We start from the raw sequence: 18,060 nt of genomic DNA on the forward strand, positions 1-18,060 counted from the left end.
GCGCCCAACTGGACGATTTTGTGTCTGCCCGCGGGGCTAACGCCTCGGATCGCCGGCGAGCCGCCGCCCGGCCGCGTGGCGCGCGGCGACGTAACCGAACACCATTGTGTAGGCGATGCTTCCGCCGGCGCCCAGATAGTTCCGGCCCATCACCGTCGCCGTGATGTTGCCCGTCGCGTACAGCCCCTCGATCACGCAGCCGTCCTCGTCGAGGACCTGTGCGTGCTCGTTGGTGACCACGCCGCCGCACGTCCCGACGTCGGCGGGGACGACCCTGGTGGCGTAGTACGGCGGCCGCTCGAGCGGGCCGAGCGCGGCGTTTGGCCGATGCCCCGGGTCGCCGAGGCAGTCGTTGTACGCCGACTGGCCGCGCCCGAAGTCCGGGTCGAGGCCCTTGGCCGCAAAATCGTTGAAACGCTTGACGGTCCGTTCCAGCGCCGCGGCCGGGACGTCCATCCGGCGCGCGAGCTCACCGACGGTCTCTCCGCGCAGGACCGCGCCCCGCGCGATGAGGTCCTCGGGCAGGCGGCGCCTCTTGAAGGGGTTGGCACCCGAGACGTACCGGCCGATGTAGCCCTCGTCGAACACCATCCAGCACGGCACCGCCTTGTTCGCGTACATCGCCTTGCCGACCTCGACGTAGGAGTTCGACTCGTTGCAGAACCGCCGGCCGGTCCCGTCGACGTAGATGGCGCCCGGCCGCTGCCGTCCGCTGCCCAGCGCCCTCGCGGCGTCGCCCCCGTCGGCGATGAAAACCGATGGCAGCCACCATGCCTCGTCCATCAGGTCCGTCTTGGCGCCCAGCCGGATCGCGGTCTGCAACACTTCGCCGGTGTCGCCGGCGTTCGCGATCGACCAGAGCCCCTCGTTGGGCTGCTCACCGCTGTAGTGGCGGCGCATGTCCGCGTTGCGGCTGAAGCCGCCCGCCGCGAGCAGGACGCCCCTGCGCGCCCGGACGTTCACCGTGGCGCCGTCGCGCGAGACGCGCGCGCCGACGACCCGCCCGTCCTCGACGATCAGGTCCGCCATCGCGGCGCCGGTCCAGATGGGGGGTTCGCCGCGCAGGTCGATCAGCGACTTGAGCATCTGGCCGATGAGCGACGCACCGTTGGTGAGCATCTCCCGGCGGCGTATCCGGGCCGCCCTGGTGCGCGCGAACACCCGCACCGCCACGGCGAAGGCGCGGGGCGACCGATTGAAATACTGCACCGAGCGCAGCTCGTTCGTCTTGAGCACGAACCCGCCGTAGCTCTTGGCCATTGACGGCTGCACCCTGTCGTGCCAGCCGCCCAGCGCCGCCGCGTCGTAGGGGGTGCACTCGATCGCGCGGCCGGCTTCGTTGCCGCCCTTGTGATTCGGGTAGTAATCGCTCCAGCCGGGGCAGCGCACGAACCGGACGCCCTTGCGGATCAGGAAGGTGATCATCTCGTAGCCCGCGGTGAGGAACATTTCGCGGCGCGCCGTCGATGACGCCGGGCCGATGTCGCCGACGACGTCGTCGAAGTACGCCAGGCCGTCCTCGTGCGAGTCCGGGATGCCATCGGCGCGCATCAGCGGGTTGTTCGGCAGCCACACCATGCCCCCGGACAGACCGGTGGAACCGCCCACCAGGGCCTGCTTCTCGATCACCAGGGGCTCGATGCCCGAGTCGAGCGCCGCGAGCGCGGCCACCATGCCACCCCCACCGCTGCCCGCGATGAGCAGGTCGACGGAGCGGTCCCACCGGGTGGTCATCGGGACTCCCCGCCGAAGCGCTGCCCGAAGCCCAGGTCGGCGACGGGAACGTCGATGGTGGTGTTGGTCTTCTGGATCGCGGGCACCAGCACCTCGTAGGGCAGGCCGGCCAGGAAGCCGTCTATGACGCGTTCGAAATTGGAGATCAAGCCCTCGATGCGGCTGGACAACCGCATGTACTCGAAGCCCTTGGAGTGCAGGCCTTTCTGCTGCCTCGGCAGGTTGGAGAAATCCTGGGCCGGTATCGGCGGCCAGCGTGGGTCGTCGGGTGCCATGGGCACCGGCAGCGTCGGCTTGGCCGTGCTCTGCTCCGGCGGGATGCGGGTCAGCGACCAGATCTCGAAAAGCGTCTCCTCCGGACCCAGCGGCCGGATCCGGTATGACGAGGCGCTGCTGTACTGCGGCAGCAGGAAGTAGTGGGGGAAGGCGAAATTGATCGCTTCGTCGATGCCGCGCCGCTGCAACTCGTTGAGGTCGGGGATGTCGCAGCCCCGGGCCCGGTGCCAGCGCACGATGGCGTCGTTCAGGGTGCTGCGCCACACGGCCATCGCCTCGGCCGGGTCGGCCGGCAGTTCCATGTCCTGCAGGCCCTCGGCGATGCGGACATCGTTCTCGTGTGTCATGCCGGCCATGCCTTCGCCCAGGGCGCGCATGAAATACAGGTTGGTCTGGGCCAGTCCGGGTGGCCGGGCGGCGTCGGGCAGGGTCGGCATGCTCGACGGCAGCAGTTGCGGGTGGGTCTGCGGGACGTGATAGCCCTCCATGAACGCGGCGGTCGCCAGTTTCCAGTTCACCGGCAACCGGCACGACTGCCACCACTCGACGCGCAGCGACTCGACTTTCCACGCGTCGTAGATCGATGCGAACGGCTCGAAGCAGTCGCGGAACGGCGGTGCGTCGTCGTCGAGGTTGATCCACGCGCAGCCGCCCCAGACCTCGCACCGGACCGAGACCAGGCGAAGATCATGCGGGTCGAGGTTGTGAACGTCGAACTCCTCGGGCCTCAGCACGAACGTGTTGCGCCCGTCGATGCCCCAGCACCAGCCGTGGAAGGGGCAGACGAACGTGCGCCGGTTTCCGTTGCCCTCCACCAGCTTCACCCCGCGGTGGCGACACGCGTTGTGGTAAGCGCGGACGTTGTCCGCGTCGAGGCGGACGACGATGACCGACTCGTCGAGGATCTCGTACTCGACGTAGTCGCCGGGCTTCGGGATCTCTTCCAGGCGGCAGGCCATCTGCCACACCCGCGGCCAGAGCAGCTCGGTTTCGAGCGCGTAGAACTCCGGGTCGTAGTAGCGCTGCTTGGGAATGCGATCGACGGCCTGGACCGCCCACGGCACCGGAAGCGGGGTCCAGTCCCGTTGGCTGTCGTGGGTGCTCCGGGTGGTGACCATTTTCATCCCCTCATACGATTCGCGATGCCCGCCCCTGCCAGTAACGCTCGCGAATGCGCCTCTTGTACAGCTTTCCGTTGGGGTCCCGCGGCAGTTCTGGGACGAATTCGACCGTGCGCGGGCACTTGTAACCGGCCAGGTGCGCCCGGCAGTATTCGATGAGCTCGGCCTCGAGACCGGGTCCGGGCGCGACCCCGTCGCCGGGCTGCACCACCGCCTTGACCTCCTCGCCGAACTCGTCGTTGGGCACGCCGAAGACGGCCGCGTCGAGCAGCTTGGGGTGCATGATCAGCAGGTTCTCCACTTCCTGGGGGTAGATGTTCACCCCGCCGGAAACGATCATGAACGTCGAGCGGTCGGTGAGGTAGAGGTAGCCGTCCTCGTCGACGTAGCCCACGTCGCCCAGGGTGCGCCAGCCGCGCTCGTTGACCACCGACGCGGTCTTGGCCGGGGCCTTGAAGTATTCGAAATCGGGGCCGCCCTCGAAGAACAGCTCGCCCGCCTGACCGGCCGCAAGCTCGACGCCGTCGTCCCCGAGGACGTGCACCGGTGACATGGGCCTACCGACCGAACCGGGATGAGCGAGCCATTCCTCGGGCCCGATCGTGGTGCCCGCGAATCCCTCGGTGCCGCCGTAGTATTCGTGGATGATCGGGCCGAACCATTTCATCATGTCGTGCTTGACGTCGACCGGGCACGGGGCGGCCGCGTGGATCACGCACCGCAGGCTGGAGACGTCGTAGCGTTCCCGAACCGCCTTGGGCAGCTTGAGCATTCGCACGAACATGGTGGGCACGAACTGAGCGTGCGTCACGCGGTGGGTCTCGATCAGCCGCAGGACGGCCTCGGCGTCGAACTTGCGCACGAGGATCGCCGCGGCCCCGACGCGGTGGACCGCCATCGTGTAGTTCACCCCGGCGGCGTGGTAGAGCGGCGCGGGGGACAGGTACACGCTGTCGCGGTCCATCCCGTACTTGCGGGTCAGCGCGAGCTCCAGCACCGCCTGCGCCCAGGAGCCGTTGCCGTCGGTCGGGAGCGGCCGGCGGACGGCCTTGGGCCGTCCCGTGGTGCCCGACGAATACAGCATCTCCGACCCGTCGGACACCGGGGGCGCCGCGCCGGCGGTGGCGACCGCCTCGGCGTACCCGCGCCAGCCCGGCAGGTCGCCTCCGACGGCGAGTCGGACGTCGACGGCCGCGTTCGCCGCGAGCACGTGCGCGGCGAGATCCGGCATGGTGGCGTCGACGAACACGGCCCGCGCATCGGAGTCGTCGATCACGTAGGCGACCTCGTCCGGGGTGAAGTGGGTGTTCACCGCGGTGTAGTAGAGGCCGGAAAGCTGGCAGGCCCAGGTGATTTCGAGGAATTCGGGTCGGTTGGGCAGCACCAGGGCCACGCCGTCGCCCCGGCGCAGCCCGGCGCCGTGCAGTGCGGCGGCGACGCGTTGGCTCCGCTCATGGATCTCGCCGAACGAGATCGGCCGGCCGTCGGCGATCAGGGCCGGCGCCGAAGCGGCCGCGATCGCGTGATCGGCGATGTTCACCGGCGGGCCTAAGTGGCTGCGGCGCCGTCAGTTTGGGCGGCCGCCGCGGCCTGCCGCCGGGCGTGCTCGGACGGCAGCACCTTGTCCTTGAACACCGTCTGAATCAGCTGCTGCACATCCTTACTGATCGAGGCCAGCGCGACGAGATCGTTGGAACTCTGCCAATGCACCCGCATGCCCATCAACTCCCAGGCCCGCTTGAGGTTGGCCTTGGTGAGCATCAGCGTCGTCAACGGCGCCTGGGCGATGTGCCGGGCAATGGCCTCGACGCGGTCGTCAAGCTGGTCGCGCGGGACGACCTCGTTGACCAGGCCGACCTCCAGCGCCTTCCTGGCGTCGATCACCTCGGCGGTGAACAGGTAGTAGGCGGCGCGGCGCCAGTTCATGAAGACCCAAGGCTCGATGGAACATTCACCCGAGGGCATGCCGAATCCCTGCAGCGGCGGGTAGGAGAAGTAGGCGTCCTCGGCGGCGATGACGATGTCGGTGGTCAGGCCCATATGGGTGCCGCCGCCGACACAGTAGCCGTGCACCTGCGCGATCGTGGGCTTGGAGAACTCCCACAGATTCAGGGTCGGCTTGACGAACAGGTCCGACTGCGCCTTCCACGGGTGGCCGGTCACCATGGCGTTCTCCACGAACGACGGGTAGTCGACGGCGTTGTTCCCGATGGCGTGGCCCGAGCAGAAGCCCTTGCCGTTGGCCTTGAGGACGAGCACCTTGATGTCGTAGTCACGGTCCGCGTCGGCCAGCGCGGCGTCGACCTCCTCGGCCAGCTTCTGGTCCTGGGCGTTGGCCTTCTCCGGCCAGTTCAGCGTGATACGGGCGATGGGCCCCTCTTTCTGGTAGATGATCCTCTCGCGAGTCTCGTTGAGATCCATCCGTACTCACCTTTCGTTCACGGAGTGATGACGCCGATTTCGGCGCCGATGTCGTAGGTGGTCCCGACCTGCCCCGTCCACTGCACGGTGCCCGACGCCCCCGCTTCGATTTCCTGCTCCACCTTCTCGGTCGCGATCACGTAGATCGGCGTGCCCGCTTCCACGCGCTGTCCGGCGTCGACGAGCAGGCCGGTCAGCTCGGCCTCCGACACGGCGACCGAGACGCGCGGAATGCGAATGACGAAGTCAGCCATGCGCTCTCGCCCCGGTCTTCTCCATGGTCCGCCGCGCGGCCGCGACGATCCGGGCGGGGGAGGGGTACACCTGTGCCTCGAGCGCCGCCGCCGCCGGGTTGGGGACGAATCGGGCGGCCACCCGCTCGACCGGCGCGACCAGCTCGGAGAACAACTCGGCATGCAGGGTCGCGGCGATCTCGGCTCCCGGACCGGCGAACCGGACCGCGTCGTGGACGACGACGGCCCGGCGGGTGCGGCGGACCGAGTCGACGATGGTCTCGATGTCGAGCGGCACCAGGGTGCGCAGGTCGACGACCTCGGCGCTCACCCCCTGTTCCGCCAGCGTGGCCGCGGCGGCGAGCGCGTCGTGCACGCAGCGCCCGTAGCCGATCAGGCTCACGTCGCCGCCGGGCCGCTTGATGTCGGCCCGGCCCAACGGGATCGAAAATCCGGGATCGACGGGGACGGGCCCCTTCTTTGCCTGCAGCCGAATGGTTTCCACGAACAGGCAGGGATCGGGGTCGAAGATCGCCGACGTCAGGAGGCCTTTGCCGTCGCGCGGTGTGGACGGCACGATCACCTTCATGCCCGGGATGTGCATGAACCACGCCTCGAGGCTCTGCGAATGCGTGGCGCCGGTGGCCAGCCCGGCGTAGACCTGGGTGCGCACGGTGATCGGCGCCGTGGTGCGCCCGGCGGTCATGAACCGCAGCTTGGCCGCGTTGTTGATCAGCTGGTCGGCGGCGATGCCGATGAAGTCCATGATCATGATCTCGGCCACCGGCAGCAGGCCGTCGATGGCGGCGCCGACGGCCGCGCCGACGATGGCGGCCTCCGAGATCGGCGTGTCCAGGACGCGGTCGCGGCCGTACTTCGTCGACAGGCCCGCGGTCGGTCCGGACGCGCCGGGATCGGCGATGTCCTCGCCGAGCAGGAACACCCGGTCGTCGGCGGCGAGCGCCTGGTCCAGCGCGAGGTTGAGCGCCTCGCGCATCGTCATCTCAGCCTCCCGCATGTTCACACCGGGAACGTGATCGGGGTCGCGTACACGTCGCGGTCCAGCTCGTCGATCGCCGGGGAGTCCGCACCCAGCACCGTGTGCAGCGCCGTTTCCACCGCCGCCAGCGCCTCGCGGTCGATGCGGTCGAGTTCGTCCGCATCGCAGATGCCGGCGTCGAGGAGGTGGCCGCGGAACCGCGGGACCGGGTCGGCCGCCATCGCGGCCGCCAGCTGATCCTCGGGGATGTAGGGCATCCGGTCACCGAAGTAGTGGCCGCGGAACCGGAACGTCACGCATTCGATGAACGTGGGGCCCCCACCGTTCCCGCCGGCGCGGGCGCGCCGCAGCGCGTCGTCGAGCGCCGATCTGACCGCCAGCGGGTCGTTGCCGTCGACGCGCACCCCGGGCATGCCGTAGCCGGCCGCCCGGTCGGCGACGTGTTCGAGCTTCATCGTGTCGGAGGTCGGCGTCATCTCGGCGTAGAGGTTGTTCTGGCAGAGAAAGACCATCGGCAGGTCCCACAGGGCGGCCATGTTCGCCGCCTCGTGGAAGGACCCGGTGTTGGTGGCGCCGTCGCCGAAGCTGACCACCGTGACGCGGTCGGAGCCCCTGCGTTGGGCGGCCATCGCCAGGCCCACCGCCACCGGAGGGCCCGCGCCGACGATCCCGGTCGAAAGCATCACGCCCTTATCGGGATTGGCGATGTGCATGGTGCCGCCCTTGCCCCGGCCGGCGCCGACGGTGCGGCCCATCATCTCGCCGTAGATCTCCTCCAGCGGGACGCCCTTGCCGATCAGGTCGTGCAGGCCGCGGTAGGTGGTCACCAGTTGGTCGTCGGGCCGCAGCGCCACGCCCATCGCGGCGGCGATGGCCTCCTGGCCGCGCGAGGGCCAGTACACGCACATGAACTCGCCGGTGCCGATGCCCTTGGACAGCCGGTCGTCGGCCGCCTTCATCAGCGCCATCAGTTCGTACAGCCGGCGCTCGGCGCCCGCCGTCCCGCCGCTCATCGGCGTCACCCGCCCGACCACGGCTTGACCTTGAGGAAGCCGCCACCGTCGACACGGAGCTGCTGCCCGGTGATGTAGCGCGCCGCGTCGGAGGCCAGGAACAGCACCGCCTCGCTGATGTCCTCGGGTTCGACGTAGGGAATCGGCATCGCCTGCACCAGCGGGAAGACCGGTTCGGCGTCCGCGCGGGTCGGCTCCTTGAGGTCCGGCCGGAAGGCCCGATACATCGGGGGGCTGTGCAGCATGTCGGTGTTGACGTTGGTGGGGTGCACCGCGTTCATCCGGATGGAGAACGGGGCCAGCGCCAGCGCGAAGTCGTTGACGTAGTGCGCCGCAGCCAGTTTCGCGAAGGCATACCCGGCGCCGCCGGGTCCGCCGTCGATGCCCGTGGTGTTCATCGACGACATGAACGCGGCGTTGGACCCGATCACGATGACCGACGCGCCGGCCCGCAGGTGTTTGAGGCTCGCGTGCACCAGATTCAGCACGCCGACCAGGTCCACGTCCACGGCGTCGGCGAAGGCCTGCGGCGGCAGGCCGGCGGTGAGCGGGCAGATGCCCGCGTTGGCGACGACGACGTCGAGATGCCCGAATTCGGCGACACCTTCATCGATCGCCGCGGACACGGCCATCCGGTCGCGGACGTCGGCGACCGCGGTGAACGCGCGCTGCCCCTCCTTCTCGACCAGCCGGGCCGTCTCGTCGAGGTCCTCCCGCCGGGCCAGGGGGTACTCGTTGGTCTCGATGTCGGCGCACAAATCGACCGCGATGATGTCCGCGCCCTCGGCGGCCAGCATCCGCGCGTGCGAACGGCCCTGCCCGCGTGCGGCGCCACTGATGACGGCCACCTTGCCCGCTACCCTGCCCATCGCCCGTCCTTCGTCCGTGCGTCCAGATCGCGATCGACGTTGGGTCCCAACATGATCAGCGCTTCGGAGAAACCGCCCTGACCTGCAGCTGGGCCACCACTACGCCCTAGACTAGCTAGAATATCTAAAATAGCAAGGAATGGCGGTTCGACCGAGGGAGTTGGCGATGTCTGGCGTGCGCGGGCGTGTCCTGCAGGGGGTGCGGGTGGTCGAGTTGGCGTCCTGGACCTACGTCCCGTCGGCCGGTGCGGCGCTGTCGGACTGGGGCGCCGACGTGATCAAGGTGGAGGGCGTCGCCGCCGGCGACCCCGGCCGCGCCCTGGTCGTCGGCGGGTTCACCCGGCAGGCGGCCCGTCCGGACGCCGACTTCATCCTCGAATTGGGCAACCGTGGCAAGCGCAGCATCGCCATCGACATCAAATCCGAGGCCGGGCGCGAGCTGTTCGGCCGCCTGCTGGCCAATGCCGATGTGTTCCTTACCAATTGGCTCCCGGGCGCGCTCGAGCGGGCCCGGCTGACCGTGGCGGACGTCCGCTCGTTCAATCCGAAGATCATCATCGCCCGGGGCACCGGGCTGGGGGTACGGGGGCCGGATCGGGACCGCGGCGGCTTCGACGCGGCCACCTACCTTGCGCGGGGCGGCGTCGCGTACACGCTCACCCCGTTCGGTAGCGAAACCCCGGCCGTGCAGGGGCCCGGTTTCGGTGACCTGCAGGGTGGCGCGACGCTCGCCGGGGGAGTGTGCGCCGCGCTGTTTCATCGCGAACGCACCGGCGAACCGACGATCGTCGACTCCTCGCTGCTGGCCCAGGCGATGTGGGCGATAGCGCCGTCCATCTCCGCGGCCGATTTCTTCGACATCGACGGGATCCCGGGCGCACCGCCGGGATTGGCCATCAACCCGCTCGTCAACAGGTACAAGACCCGCGACGGCAGGTGGATCCAGTTGGTGTTCCTGCAGCCGGACAAGTTCTGGGCGGGGTTCTGCGAACGCGTGGGGCTGGCCGAGCTGGCGACCGACGAGCGATTCGTGCCGTCGACCAATTTGATAGCCAACGCCGCGGCCGCCACCGAGATCCTGGCCGACGTGTTCGCCCGCCACGACCTCGCCCACTGGCAAAAGGCGCTCGAGGACGAGCCCGGCGTGTGGGGCGCCCTGGCGACCCCGCGGGAAACGCTCAACGATCCGCAGGTCGAACCCAACGGGTACGTGATCACCAACGTCGACGACCATGGCGAGAAGTACCGGATCGTCGCGGCGCCCGTGCAGTTCGACGAGACCCCGCCGGCGCCGGCGCGTGCGCCCGAGCACGGCCAGCACACCGAGGAGATCCTGCTCGAACTCGGCGTCGACTGGGACGGCATCGCCAGGGCCAAGGACGCCCGGGCGATTCTGTAGGCGCGGCGCGGCCGGGCAGTCGACGAAAGGCGCTATCTGGGGGGACCAAAGTCATCGCGTGCCGATTAGCCGGTGACCTGCGGCGCCCGGCGTCGTACGTTCTGTGCAAGGAGCATCGAACATGACTGCATTTATGCGCGCCAGCGACGCGTTCACCTGGGCAATGGAAACCGACCCGCGGCTGCGATCGACCGTGGTGAGCGTGATCCTGCTGGACCGGCCGCCCGACTGGGACGAAGTGCGCAAGCGATTCGACTTGATCAGCCGCAAACTGCCCATGTTCCGGCAGCGGGTGGTGCCGTCACCGCCGCCGGCCCCGCCGCGATGGGAGCATTACCGGGATTTCGACCTCGGCTACCACCTCCGGAGAACGACGATTTCCGGCGCCGGAACCCTCGACGACGTGCTCGAGCTGGCGCGAGTGGCCGAGATGCAGGATTTCGATCGTGCCCGCGCGCTGTGGGAGACGACGTTCATCGACGGTCTGGAAAACGACGGCGCGGCCGTGATCTGCAAGTTCCACCACGCGCTCACCGACGGGGTCGGCGGAGTCCAGATCGCGATGCACCTGTTCGATCTCTCCGAAGACCTCTATCCCACAGCAGCCATGCCGCCCGAGCCCGAGGTCGCGGGGTCGTCGCTGATCGGGGGCTACCGCGACGCGGTGCGCTACGACACCGGCTTGCTCAACAGTGCAATTTCGGGCGCGGCCAGCCGGGTGCCACGTCTGATGTACGACAGCGTCCGGCGGCCCGTCGCCACCTTCAGGTCCGCGGCGACCACCGCGGCGTCGGTGTACCGGACCGTCCGGCCGATCAGCCGAACCGGGTCACCGTTGGCGACCGACCGCGGGCTGATCCGGCGTCTCGGGGTGCACCAGGTGCCGACGCGGCCCCTGCGCGAAGCGGCGCACCGGTGCGGCGGGGCGCTGAACGACGCGTTCGTCGCCGGCGTGGCCGGCGGCCTGCGCCTCTACCACGAGAAGCACGGCGTCGCGGTGGGCGACCTGCACATCACGATGCCGATCAGCCTGCGCACCAAAGACGATGGCATCGGCGGGAATCGGATCACGCTGATGCGCTTCGACGTCCCCGTCGGCGAGGCGGACCCGGCGAAGCGGATCGCGGCGATACGGCAGCGCACCGCCGCGGTACGCAGCGAGAGATCGCTGCCCTACACGCAATTGATCGCCGGGCTGCTCAACCTGGCGCCGCGCTGGTACATCGGCTCGGTCCTGCGGCACGTGGACTTCGTGGCCAGTGACGTGCCGGGCGTCCCGGTGCCGGTGTTTCTCGGCGGCGCGCCGGTCCGCGCGCAGTACGCGTTCGGCCCCACCATCGGCTCCGCCGTCAACGTCACACTGCTCACCTACGTCGACACGTGCGGGATCGGAATGAACATCGACACCACCGCGATACCCGACTACGACGTCTTCCGCGACGCTATCGTCGCCGGCTTCGACGAATTGCTAGTGCTGGCAAGATGATTCGCCATCACCGCGGTGCGGTGCGGACCGCCCGGGGGCGGGAGCCGTTGATTAGCAGCCGATTCCGAAACGGTCACAGGCGAGTATCAATCGCGGCGATGGTCTGGCACAACCACATCGATCGACAAATCATGGCACAGGGCGCCTTTGAGGTTTGCGGCCGCGACGATGCGTAGCGCAGGATTCCTCGTCCGTCGTGCAGGTGGCGGATTTGGTGACGGCGCCGCAGGAGGTATCCGCAGCATGACGACGAACTGGGTCCCCGCCCAGACTTCGTGTGGGCCGCACTCCGGTCGCATTCTCGACACGGCGCGGGGCATTCTCATCGGCCTTCGCCGGTGTCCGTCGGAAGCCGCCCTGGACGAACTGCACAGCGCGGCGTTGCGGCACAAGGTGCCGGTGTTCGCGATGGCTTGGGCGTTGGTGCATCTGGCCGGCGACGGCGAGAAGACACCGAGCTTCACCGACGCGCAATCCGCGGCCCGGCACGAGTGGGGACCGCTGTTCTCCTCCGCCGCGGTGCCCTGCTGAGCGGATAAGACGTTGGGGCGGCCGAGCTTCGAGGGGTAACCCGGCCGCCACCAACTTCCGGTCGCGCTCGCCGCGTCGCGGTCGGTCGCGATCAGCTGCCACTTTCCACCTCGGGTCGCCAATCACCCGCCAGGACCGCCTCCACGTCGCGTTCCAGGGCGCCGAGCTCGTTGATCTCGGCTTCGTGGAAGTCCTGTGCGGAGATGGTGCCCCGGAGGCGCGACAGCTGGTCCTCGATCGCGCACCTGTGTTCGGGCTCCCTTGCCTGCCAAGCGACCTCGCGAAGCAGCGTCAACAACCGGGCGAGCACGGCGGGGTCGTCGGCGCCGTATCGTCGCGGCTGGGCGACGGCCAGATTCAGCAGTTCGCCGAAGGTCGGCTGGTGGATGATGGCCCGCGGCACGTCGTCGCGACACAGAACCGTGTGGTGCAGGCTGCGGCGCGCCAGGTGGCACAGCAGCGTCGAGCTGTACCCGAGTGCATGGACGGCGGTGGTGGGGTCGTTCACGCCCGGCGACAGCGCCTTGACGGCCAGGTCGGTGAGTTGCCGCAGCCCGTAGCCGACGTCTTGGACCGGTGTGCGCTCATTTCCCGTGCGCACGGCGGCCGCGACGCACTCCGTGAGCTTGCGCAGCCGTTCGTCCTCGAGGGTGTCCGATGGGTCGAGTGCCCACGCGAGAGCCAGCGGATCCCCCTCGACGAGCCAGTCGCCGGGGGCGCGGGTGACCACGACGACCGCGTCGGCCGCAAGCGCGGCGGACAGCAGAGCCCCCTCGTCGATGCTGACCAGGAACCCGCTCGAGCGCCCGGCGATCAGGGTGGCTCGCGCCGGGGGCCGGGGTATCGGCTCGCGATCCTCCTCGGATTCCAGCGCCCGGAACGTCTCGCTCCCGGCCGACAGCGCGTCGGCGCACACGGTGTGCATCATGGTCTCCACGCGGATCTCGGCAACCAGATGTGCCAGGAAGAAGACCAACCCCACCACGCTGAACAGCGCCAGCATGGCGGCAACGCTGACCGCAATGTGCGGCACGGCGTAGGCCGACTGGTGTGGCCCGTTCTGGATGTTCTTCAGGACGGTGAGCGCATAGGCGAAGGTGGCCAGGAACAGCGCCATCGTGGTCTGCACGAACCGGTCGCGGGCGAAGGTGCGCAGCAGCCGCGGCGAGTACTGCCCGCTGGCCAGCTGCAGCGTGACGACCGTCAGCGAGAAGGTGAGCGACGTGACCGTCATCATCGCGGTCGTGATGGTCCCCAGCAGTTCGCGTGCGTCGTCGATGGTGCTGCCCGAGAGGAGCCGTACGTGCGGCAGTGCGTCGCCGACGGCCCGGTCGAGCGCCGGCACGGTCAACCCCGCGGCGATTGCGACGACGACGCCGAGCAACGGCACGGGCCACAGCCGGGTGAGCAATGCGTCGCTGACCTGACTGCGCCATGTGGTTGACGGCATCCGACCTCTGCTGCACCTCGTGGCACCCGGGCAAGGGAGAGCGGCCGGCCGCCTGTTTACGGGCCCGCCTTCCGGGCCCGGCATTCAGGTATTCCCGGTTTGGCCCGACTCAACGCGTCCACACCGGCGAATCCGCGGCGGCGCGCAATGCCGCGACGATGCGGTCCTCCTTCTCGAGGAAGCGGTCCGTCGGCGCGGGCACCGAGATGGCGACCACGGTGTCGCCCGCGGCGCGCCGGGCGATCGCGGCCGCCGAGATCCCGGGCGTGTGTTGGTCGCGGTCGAAAGCGACGCCGGTGCGCCGGATCTCGGCGACCTCGGCGCGGAGCCGGTCGGCCGCCTCGCGGCCCAGCCGGGAGATCGCCGCCTCGGCGTCGCCGTCGTCGAGCGCAGCGAGGGCCGCTTTTCCGTTGGCGGTCGACTCCAACGGGAACCGCACCCCGATGGCGGAGACGGCGCGCAGTCGATGCGACGACTCGATCTGGTCGACGAACCACATCCGCCCGCCCCGCAGGACGGAGAGGTCGACCGTCTCGCCGTCCGTCGCACGCGCCACCCGCTCGATCGTGGGCCGGAAGATCGCCGAGACGCGCGCCGCGTCGGAATTGCCGAAGCCCAGCAGGCGGTCGCCCAGGGAGAACCGGCCCTGCGCGTCGACACTGGCCAGCCCGACCTCGACGAGTCCCACCAGCAGGCGGCGAGCCGTCGACTTGGCCAGCCCGAGGCGATCACCGAGGTCGACCAGGCGCAACCGCCCGGGCTCGGCGGCGATCTCGTCGAGGGCGGCCGCGGCGCGACGTAACACCTGGATGCCCTCGTCGCGACCAGTTGGAAAATTTTCCCCCGGAGACGGCATCCATCCACTATAGTGTTCCGCATCGCGGATCTCAAAGATCCGAATTGCGAATCGAAGGGATTCCAGATGGGCGGGCTACCGGCCGGGCGGCACCATTTCCGAGGCGATGACGGCTACGAGGCGGCCCGCCGCGGCACCGTGTGGCACCAACGGGTGCCGGAGCGCTACCCCGAGGTGATCGTGCAGGCCGTCGACGCCGACGACATCGTCGCCGGCATCCACTACGCCCGCGCCCACGGGCTCAAGGTCAGCATCGTCTCGGGCGGCCACAGCTTCGCGGCCAGCCATCTGCGCGACGGCTCCGTGCTGCTGGACGTCAGCCGCCTCGACCACGTCGAAATCGATGCGGAGAAGGGCCTCGCCCGAGTGGGGCCGGGCAAGGGCGGCAGCCTGCTCATGGCCGACCTCGAGGCGCACGGCCTGTTCTTCCCCGGCGGCCACTGCAAGGGCGTCTGCCTCGGCGGCTACCTGCTGCAGGGCGGGTACGGCTGGAACAGCCGCATCTACGGCCCGGCCTGCGAGAGCGTCCTCGGCCTGGACGTCGTCACCGCCGAGGGCGAGCAGATCCACTGCGATGCCAGCAACAACGCCGATCTGTACTGGGCCGCACGCGGCGCCGGGCCGGGCTTCTTCGGGGTGGTGACGTCGTTCTACCTCAAGCTGTATCCGCGGCCCGCCGTGTGCGGCACCAGCGTGTACGTCTACCCGTTCGAACTCGCCGAGGAGGTCTTCACGTGGGCCCGCGCGGTCAGCGCCGAGGTGGACCCCCGGGTCGAGCTGCAGGCCGTGGCCTCCCGCGGCGAACCGAACATGGGCATCGACGTCCCGTGCATCTCGTTCGCGTCGCCCGCGTTCGCCGACTCCGACGAGGAGGCCGAAAGGGCGCTCGCGCTGTTCGGCACCTGCCCGGTCGCCGACCGCGCGCTCGTCAAGATTCCTTACATGCCAACCGACTTGGCCACCTGGTATGACGTCGCGATGAGTCACTACCTGGCCGACCATCACTACGCGGTGGACAACATGTGGACGTCGGCCCCCGCCGCAGACCTGCTGCCGGGCATCCGGACGATCCTGGACACGCTGCCCCCGCACCCGGCGCACTTCCTCTGGCTGAACTGGGGACCGATCCCGCCCCGCCAGGACATGGCCTACAGCATCGAGGGCGACATCTACCTCGCCCTCTACGGCTCGTGGAAGGACCCGGCCGACGAGGCCAAGTATGCCGACTGGGCGCGGTCCAACATGGCCGCGATGTCCGAATTCGCGATCGGCATCCAGCTCGCCGACGAGAACCTCGGCCAGCGTCCCGCGCGGTTCGCCAGTGACGCCGCCATGGCCAAGCTCGACCGCGTGCGCGCCGAGTACGACCCCGACAACCTGTTCAACAGCTGGATGGGGCGACTCTGATGGGTGGCGACCTCTACCTGGGCTATCGCGGCGACGACGCGAAGACCCCGTTCGGCAAGTTCTTCACGCCCGAAATGGCCCCGCTGCCACGCCACGTCGTCGAGGCGCTGGAACACGGGCCGCAGGGCGCCATGGCGCTGCCGGCTTTCGACGACGGCGCGCGCGTCGCCGAGGACGGGTACCAGCAGACCGAGAACGGCTACGGCGTCCTCGACGACGGCGGTTATCAGGTGTCGGTCCGCACCGACATGCCCGGCGTCACCCCCGCGATGTGGTCGTGGTGGTTCGGCTGGCACGGGTGCGACACCCGCCGGTACAAGCTGTGGCATCCGCGGGCCCACCTGCACGCCGCCTGGAAGGACGGCTCGGATGCTGACGACGCGGGCCGCCGGGGCGCCCGGCGTTACGTCGGCCGCTGGTCGCTGATCAGCGAGTACATCGGTTCGGCGATGCTCAATGGCGCCATCCAATTCGTCGATCCGGCGACGATGGGCTGCCCGCCCGACAGCGACCGCGCGGTGGCGATCTGTGCCCGGCTGGGCTCGAGCGAGGCGCCGGTGGACGTCGGATGGTTCATCCACCACGTCCGGTCGACACCGGACGGGTCCGAGATGCGGTCGCGGTTCTGGATGGGCGGGCGGCACATCGCGGTGCGCAACGTGCCCGGCGTCGCGTCGCGGGCGGTGCGCCCGGTCGCCGCGCGGATGCTCGGCAACGCGGAGACCAACGCCCGCAACCTGATGGTGCATTGCGCCCAGGAGATGAATCACCTGGCCGCCTTCCTGCCGGAACTCCATGCGGCCTTCGGCGACGAATAATCGCTTGCGCGACCGGTGACCGATTCAGGTGGTCAGGCCGGCGGGAGCTGACGCGGGCCCGCGGGTGAATCCAGCTCGGCCGGTCGCTCGTGTCGCGCCAATTCCGGGTCGTCGCGCCCGGAGCCGGCCAGCGCGGGCCCGCGGTGTTCCCGCCCGCCCACCCGCCGGTGGCTCGCCGCCGCGCGGCCTACGCGCGACGAGCTGACGAATTCCGCTTCGGGGGAGGGGGATTCATCGCCCGGCGCGGAGGGCGCGGTCTGCGCGTCACCGCCGGAGCTTTCGGCGTCGAACGTCACCTTGTGGGTGCGCCGCAGCGAGAACGTGATCTCCTCGACCTCTTCGAAGACGTGGCGCGCGGTGCGCAGCGGTGCGGTGGTGGTGCCGATCACCCGGCCCACGAACGGCGGCACCAGCGGGCGGATCCACCGCGCCGCGGCCTTGGTGGCGTCCGGAAGCGACGGAATCAGCGAAGCGCCACCCTCTGCGCGCGGCTCGACCTCCCGCGCGACGGGCGCCGGCAGGTTGTCCACCTCGTGGGCCGGCGCCGGGGCGGGCAGCTCGACGGCCGCCCGGCTGGCGGCCTCGGCTTCCGCGGCGATCGGCAGGTAGATGTCTTCCTCGACCGGCTCGAAGGTGCGCTGCGACGGCGCCTGGACGGGCAGATCGAAAGCCTCCACGATTCGCCGGCGTTGCTGCTCGCGGTCGATTTCCGTCTGGGCCTCGATGGCAAGGCGGGCCTGGGTGAGCTGGTGCTCGGCCCACATGATCTCGGCCTCTCGGCGGACCTCGGCGCGCTTGATCGCGATCGCGGTGTCGGCCTCGAGCTCCGCGCGTTGGCGCTCCGCGCGCGCCGCCGCGCGGCGATCGTGGGTGGTCTCACCGCGCCAGCGCCCCAGGATCAGGGGCAGCAGGTAGAGCAGCACGCAGAACGCGATCGTCAGCAGCCGCAGCGTCAGGGCACCGGCGTCGGCGAAGGTCAGCTCGTTCATCGCGACCCAGCGCGCGCCGAGGCCGTGATCGGCGTCCGCGACCGCGCGGTGCCGTGCCCCGGCGAGTTCCCGCTCCTGGCGGGAGATCGCGGCGTCCAGCTCGGGCGCCTGGCGGTCGCGTTCGGCCAGCGCATCGTCCAGTTCCCGCTGGGCGTCCGCGAGAAGCTCGTTGGCCGTGCGGGTTTCGGGACCCGTTCCCGGCACTCCGGTGATACGGGTCTGCGGGCAGGCCGGGCTCGGGTGGTATTCGCAGCGCGCGACGACCAGCGCCTGGTCCTGCTGCTGGTGGGCCCGGTCGACGGCGCCGTCGAGCGCCGCGCGCGCGTCCCGGGTCTGCTGCAGGGACGCCGACGCCTGCGCGACCGCCGGCGCCGAGGCGGCGTCGCGCAGGGCGCGTTCGTCCAGACGGTGGTCGATCGAACCGGAGAGGAGGACGGTGGCGGCCAGCTCGCCGACG

Annotated in this window: 16 protein-coding genes; 5 read left to right on the top strand and 11 right to left on the bottom strand. The window is 69.8% G+C overall.

Features of this window, described 5'->3' with window-relative positions:
• Positions 1-36: 36 nt before the first annotated feature.
• From HMPREF0591_RS17465 to HMPREF0591_RS17500, 8 genes are read right to left on the bottom strand one after another with little or no spacing between them, the layout of a single operon-like run.
• A complete protein-coding gene (locus HMPREF0591_RS17465; protein WP_007169952.1) occupies positions 37-1,734 on the bottom strand; it encodes an FAD-binding protein in 1,698 nt (565 codons plus the stop codon).
• The gene (locus HMPREF0591_RS17470; protein WP_007169953.1) at positions 1,731-3,134 is read right to left on the bottom strand and encodes an aromatic ring-hydroxylating oxygenase subunit alpha; all 1,404 of its coding nucleotides are present in this window, start codon (positions 3,132-3,134) and stop codon (positions 1,731-1,733) included. The genes HMPREF0591_RS17465 and HMPREF0591_RS17470 overlap by 4 nt, the downstream gene beginning before the upstream one ends.
• A gap of 4 nt (positions 3,135-3,138) precedes the next feature.
• Positions 3,139-4,671 (bottom strand): acyl-CoA synthetase, encoded by a 1,533-nt coding sequence (locus HMPREF0591_RS17475; RefSeq protein WP_007169954.1) that lies wholly within the window; start codon positions 4,669-4,671, stop codon positions 3,139-3,141.
• An 8-nt stretch (positions 4,672-4,679) separates the two neighbouring features.
• A complete protein-coding gene (locus HMPREF0591_RS17480; RefSeq protein ID WP_007169955.1) occupies positions 4,680-5,552 on the bottom strand; it encodes an enoyl-CoA hydratase-related protein in 873 nt (290 codons plus the stop codon).
• Positions 5,553-5,569: 17 nt separating this feature from the next.
• On the bottom strand, positions 5,570-5,806 hold the full coding sequence (locus tag HMPREF0591_RS17485; RefSeq protein WP_007169956.1) for a lipoyl domain-containing protein: 237 nt from the start codon (positions 5,804-5,806) through the stop codon (positions 5,570-5,572).
• Entirely contained in the window at positions 5,799-6,803 is a 1,005-nt protein-coding gene (locus tag HMPREF0591_RS17490; protein WP_040623031.1) for an alpha-ketoacid dehydrogenase subunit beta, read from the bottom strand. The genes HMPREF0591_RS17485 and HMPREF0591_RS17490 overlap by 8 nt, the downstream gene beginning before the upstream one ends.
• A gap of 2 nt (positions 6,804-6,805) precedes the next feature.
• On the bottom strand, positions 6,806-7,798 hold the full coding sequence (locus HMPREF0591_RS17495; RefSeq protein WP_040623301.1) for a thiamine pyrophosphate-dependent dehydrogenase E1 component subunit alpha: 993 nt from the start codon (positions 7,796-7,798) through the stop codon (positions 6,806-6,808).
• A 5-nt stretch (positions 7,799-7,803) separates the two neighbouring features.
• Positions 7,804-8,667, bottom strand: coding sequence for a mycofactocin-coupled SDR family oxidoreductase (locus tag HMPREF0591_RS17500; RefSeq protein ID WP_007169959.1), 864 nt, complete (start codon positions 8,665-8,667; stop codon positions 7,804-7,806).
• A gap of 139 nt (positions 8,668-8,806) precedes the next feature.
• On the opposite strand from HMPREF0591_RS17500, the gene HMPREF0591_RS17505 reads away from it, so the two are divergent.
• The 3 genes from HMPREF0591_RS17505 to HMPREF0591_RS17515 all read left to right on the top strand — a co-directional run bounded on the left by HMPREF0591_RS17505 (position 8,807) and on the right by HMPREF0591_RS17515 (position 12,083).
• A complete protein-coding gene (locus tag HMPREF0591_RS17505; RefSeq protein ID WP_007169960.1) occupies positions 8,807-10,066 on the top strand; it encodes a CaiB/BaiF CoA transferase family protein in 1,260 nt (419 codons plus the stop codon).
• Between the two features lie 121 nt (positions 10,067-10,187).
• Complete coding sequence (locus HMPREF0591_RS17510) at positions 10,188-11,552, top strand: wax ester/triacylglycerol synthase domain-containing protein (RefSeq protein WP_040623034.1); 1,365 nt, start codon at positions 10,188-10,190, stop codon at positions 11,550-11,552.
• A 243-nt stretch (positions 11,553-11,795) separates the two neighbouring features.
• The gene (locus HMPREF0591_RS17515) at positions 11,796-12,083 is read left to right on the top strand and encodes an ANTAR domain-containing protein (protein WP_007169962.1); all 288 of its coding nucleotides are present in this window, start codon (positions 11,796-11,798) and stop codon (positions 12,081-12,083) included.
• 91 nt (positions 12,084-12,174) lie between these two features.
• Here HMPREF0591_RS17515 and HMPREF0591_RS17520 read toward each other — a convergent pair whose 3' ends face one another.
• Together HMPREF0591_RS17520 and HMPREF0591_RS17525 are read right to left on the bottom strand one after the other, a co-directional pair.
• Positions 12,175-13,533 (bottom strand): DUF2254 domain-containing protein, encoded by a 1,359-nt coding sequence (locus HMPREF0591_RS17520; protein ID WP_007169963.1) that lies wholly within the window; start codon positions 13,531-13,533, stop codon positions 12,175-12,177.
• A gap of 109 nt (positions 13,534-13,642) precedes the next feature.
• Positions 13,643-14,389, bottom strand: a complete 747-nt coding sequence (locus tag HMPREF0591_RS17525) for an IclR family transcriptional regulator (protein WP_007169964.1) — start codon at positions 14,387-14,389, stop codon at positions 13,643-13,645.
• Positions 14,390-14,455: 66 nt separating this feature from the next.
• On the opposite strand from HMPREF0591_RS17525, the gene HMPREF0591_RS17530 reads away from it, so the two are divergent.
• A complete protein-coding gene (locus HMPREF0591_RS17530; RefSeq protein ID WP_007169965.1) occupies positions 14,456-15,796 on the top strand; it encodes an FAD-binding oxidoreductase in 1,341 nt (446 codons plus the stop codon).
• Positions 15,796-16,614 carry a DAPG hydrolase family protein gene (locus tag HMPREF0591_RS17535; protein WP_007169966.1) on the top strand — a complete coding sequence of 273 codons (819 nt, stop codon included), beginning with the start codon at positions 15,796-15,798 and terminating at the stop codon, positions 16,612-16,614. The genes HMPREF0591_RS17530 and HMPREF0591_RS17535 overlap by 1 nt, the downstream gene beginning before the upstream one ends.
• A 32-nt stretch (positions 16,615-16,646) precedes the next feature.
• On the opposite strand, the gene HMPREF0591_RS17540 is transcribed toward HMPREF0591_RS17535, so the two are convergent.
• Positions 16,647-18,060: DUF4407 domain-containing protein (locus HMPREF0591_RS17540; RefSeq protein WP_007169967.1), on the bottom strand; the 1,414-nt coding region annotated here is incomplete at its 5' end.

The sequence above is a fragment of the Mycobacterium parascrofulaceum ATCC BAA-614 genome (assembly GCF_000164135.1).
Lineage (GTDB): Bacteria > Actinomycetota > Actinomycetes > Mycobacteriales > Mycobacteriaceae > Mycobacterium > Mycobacterium parascrofulaceum.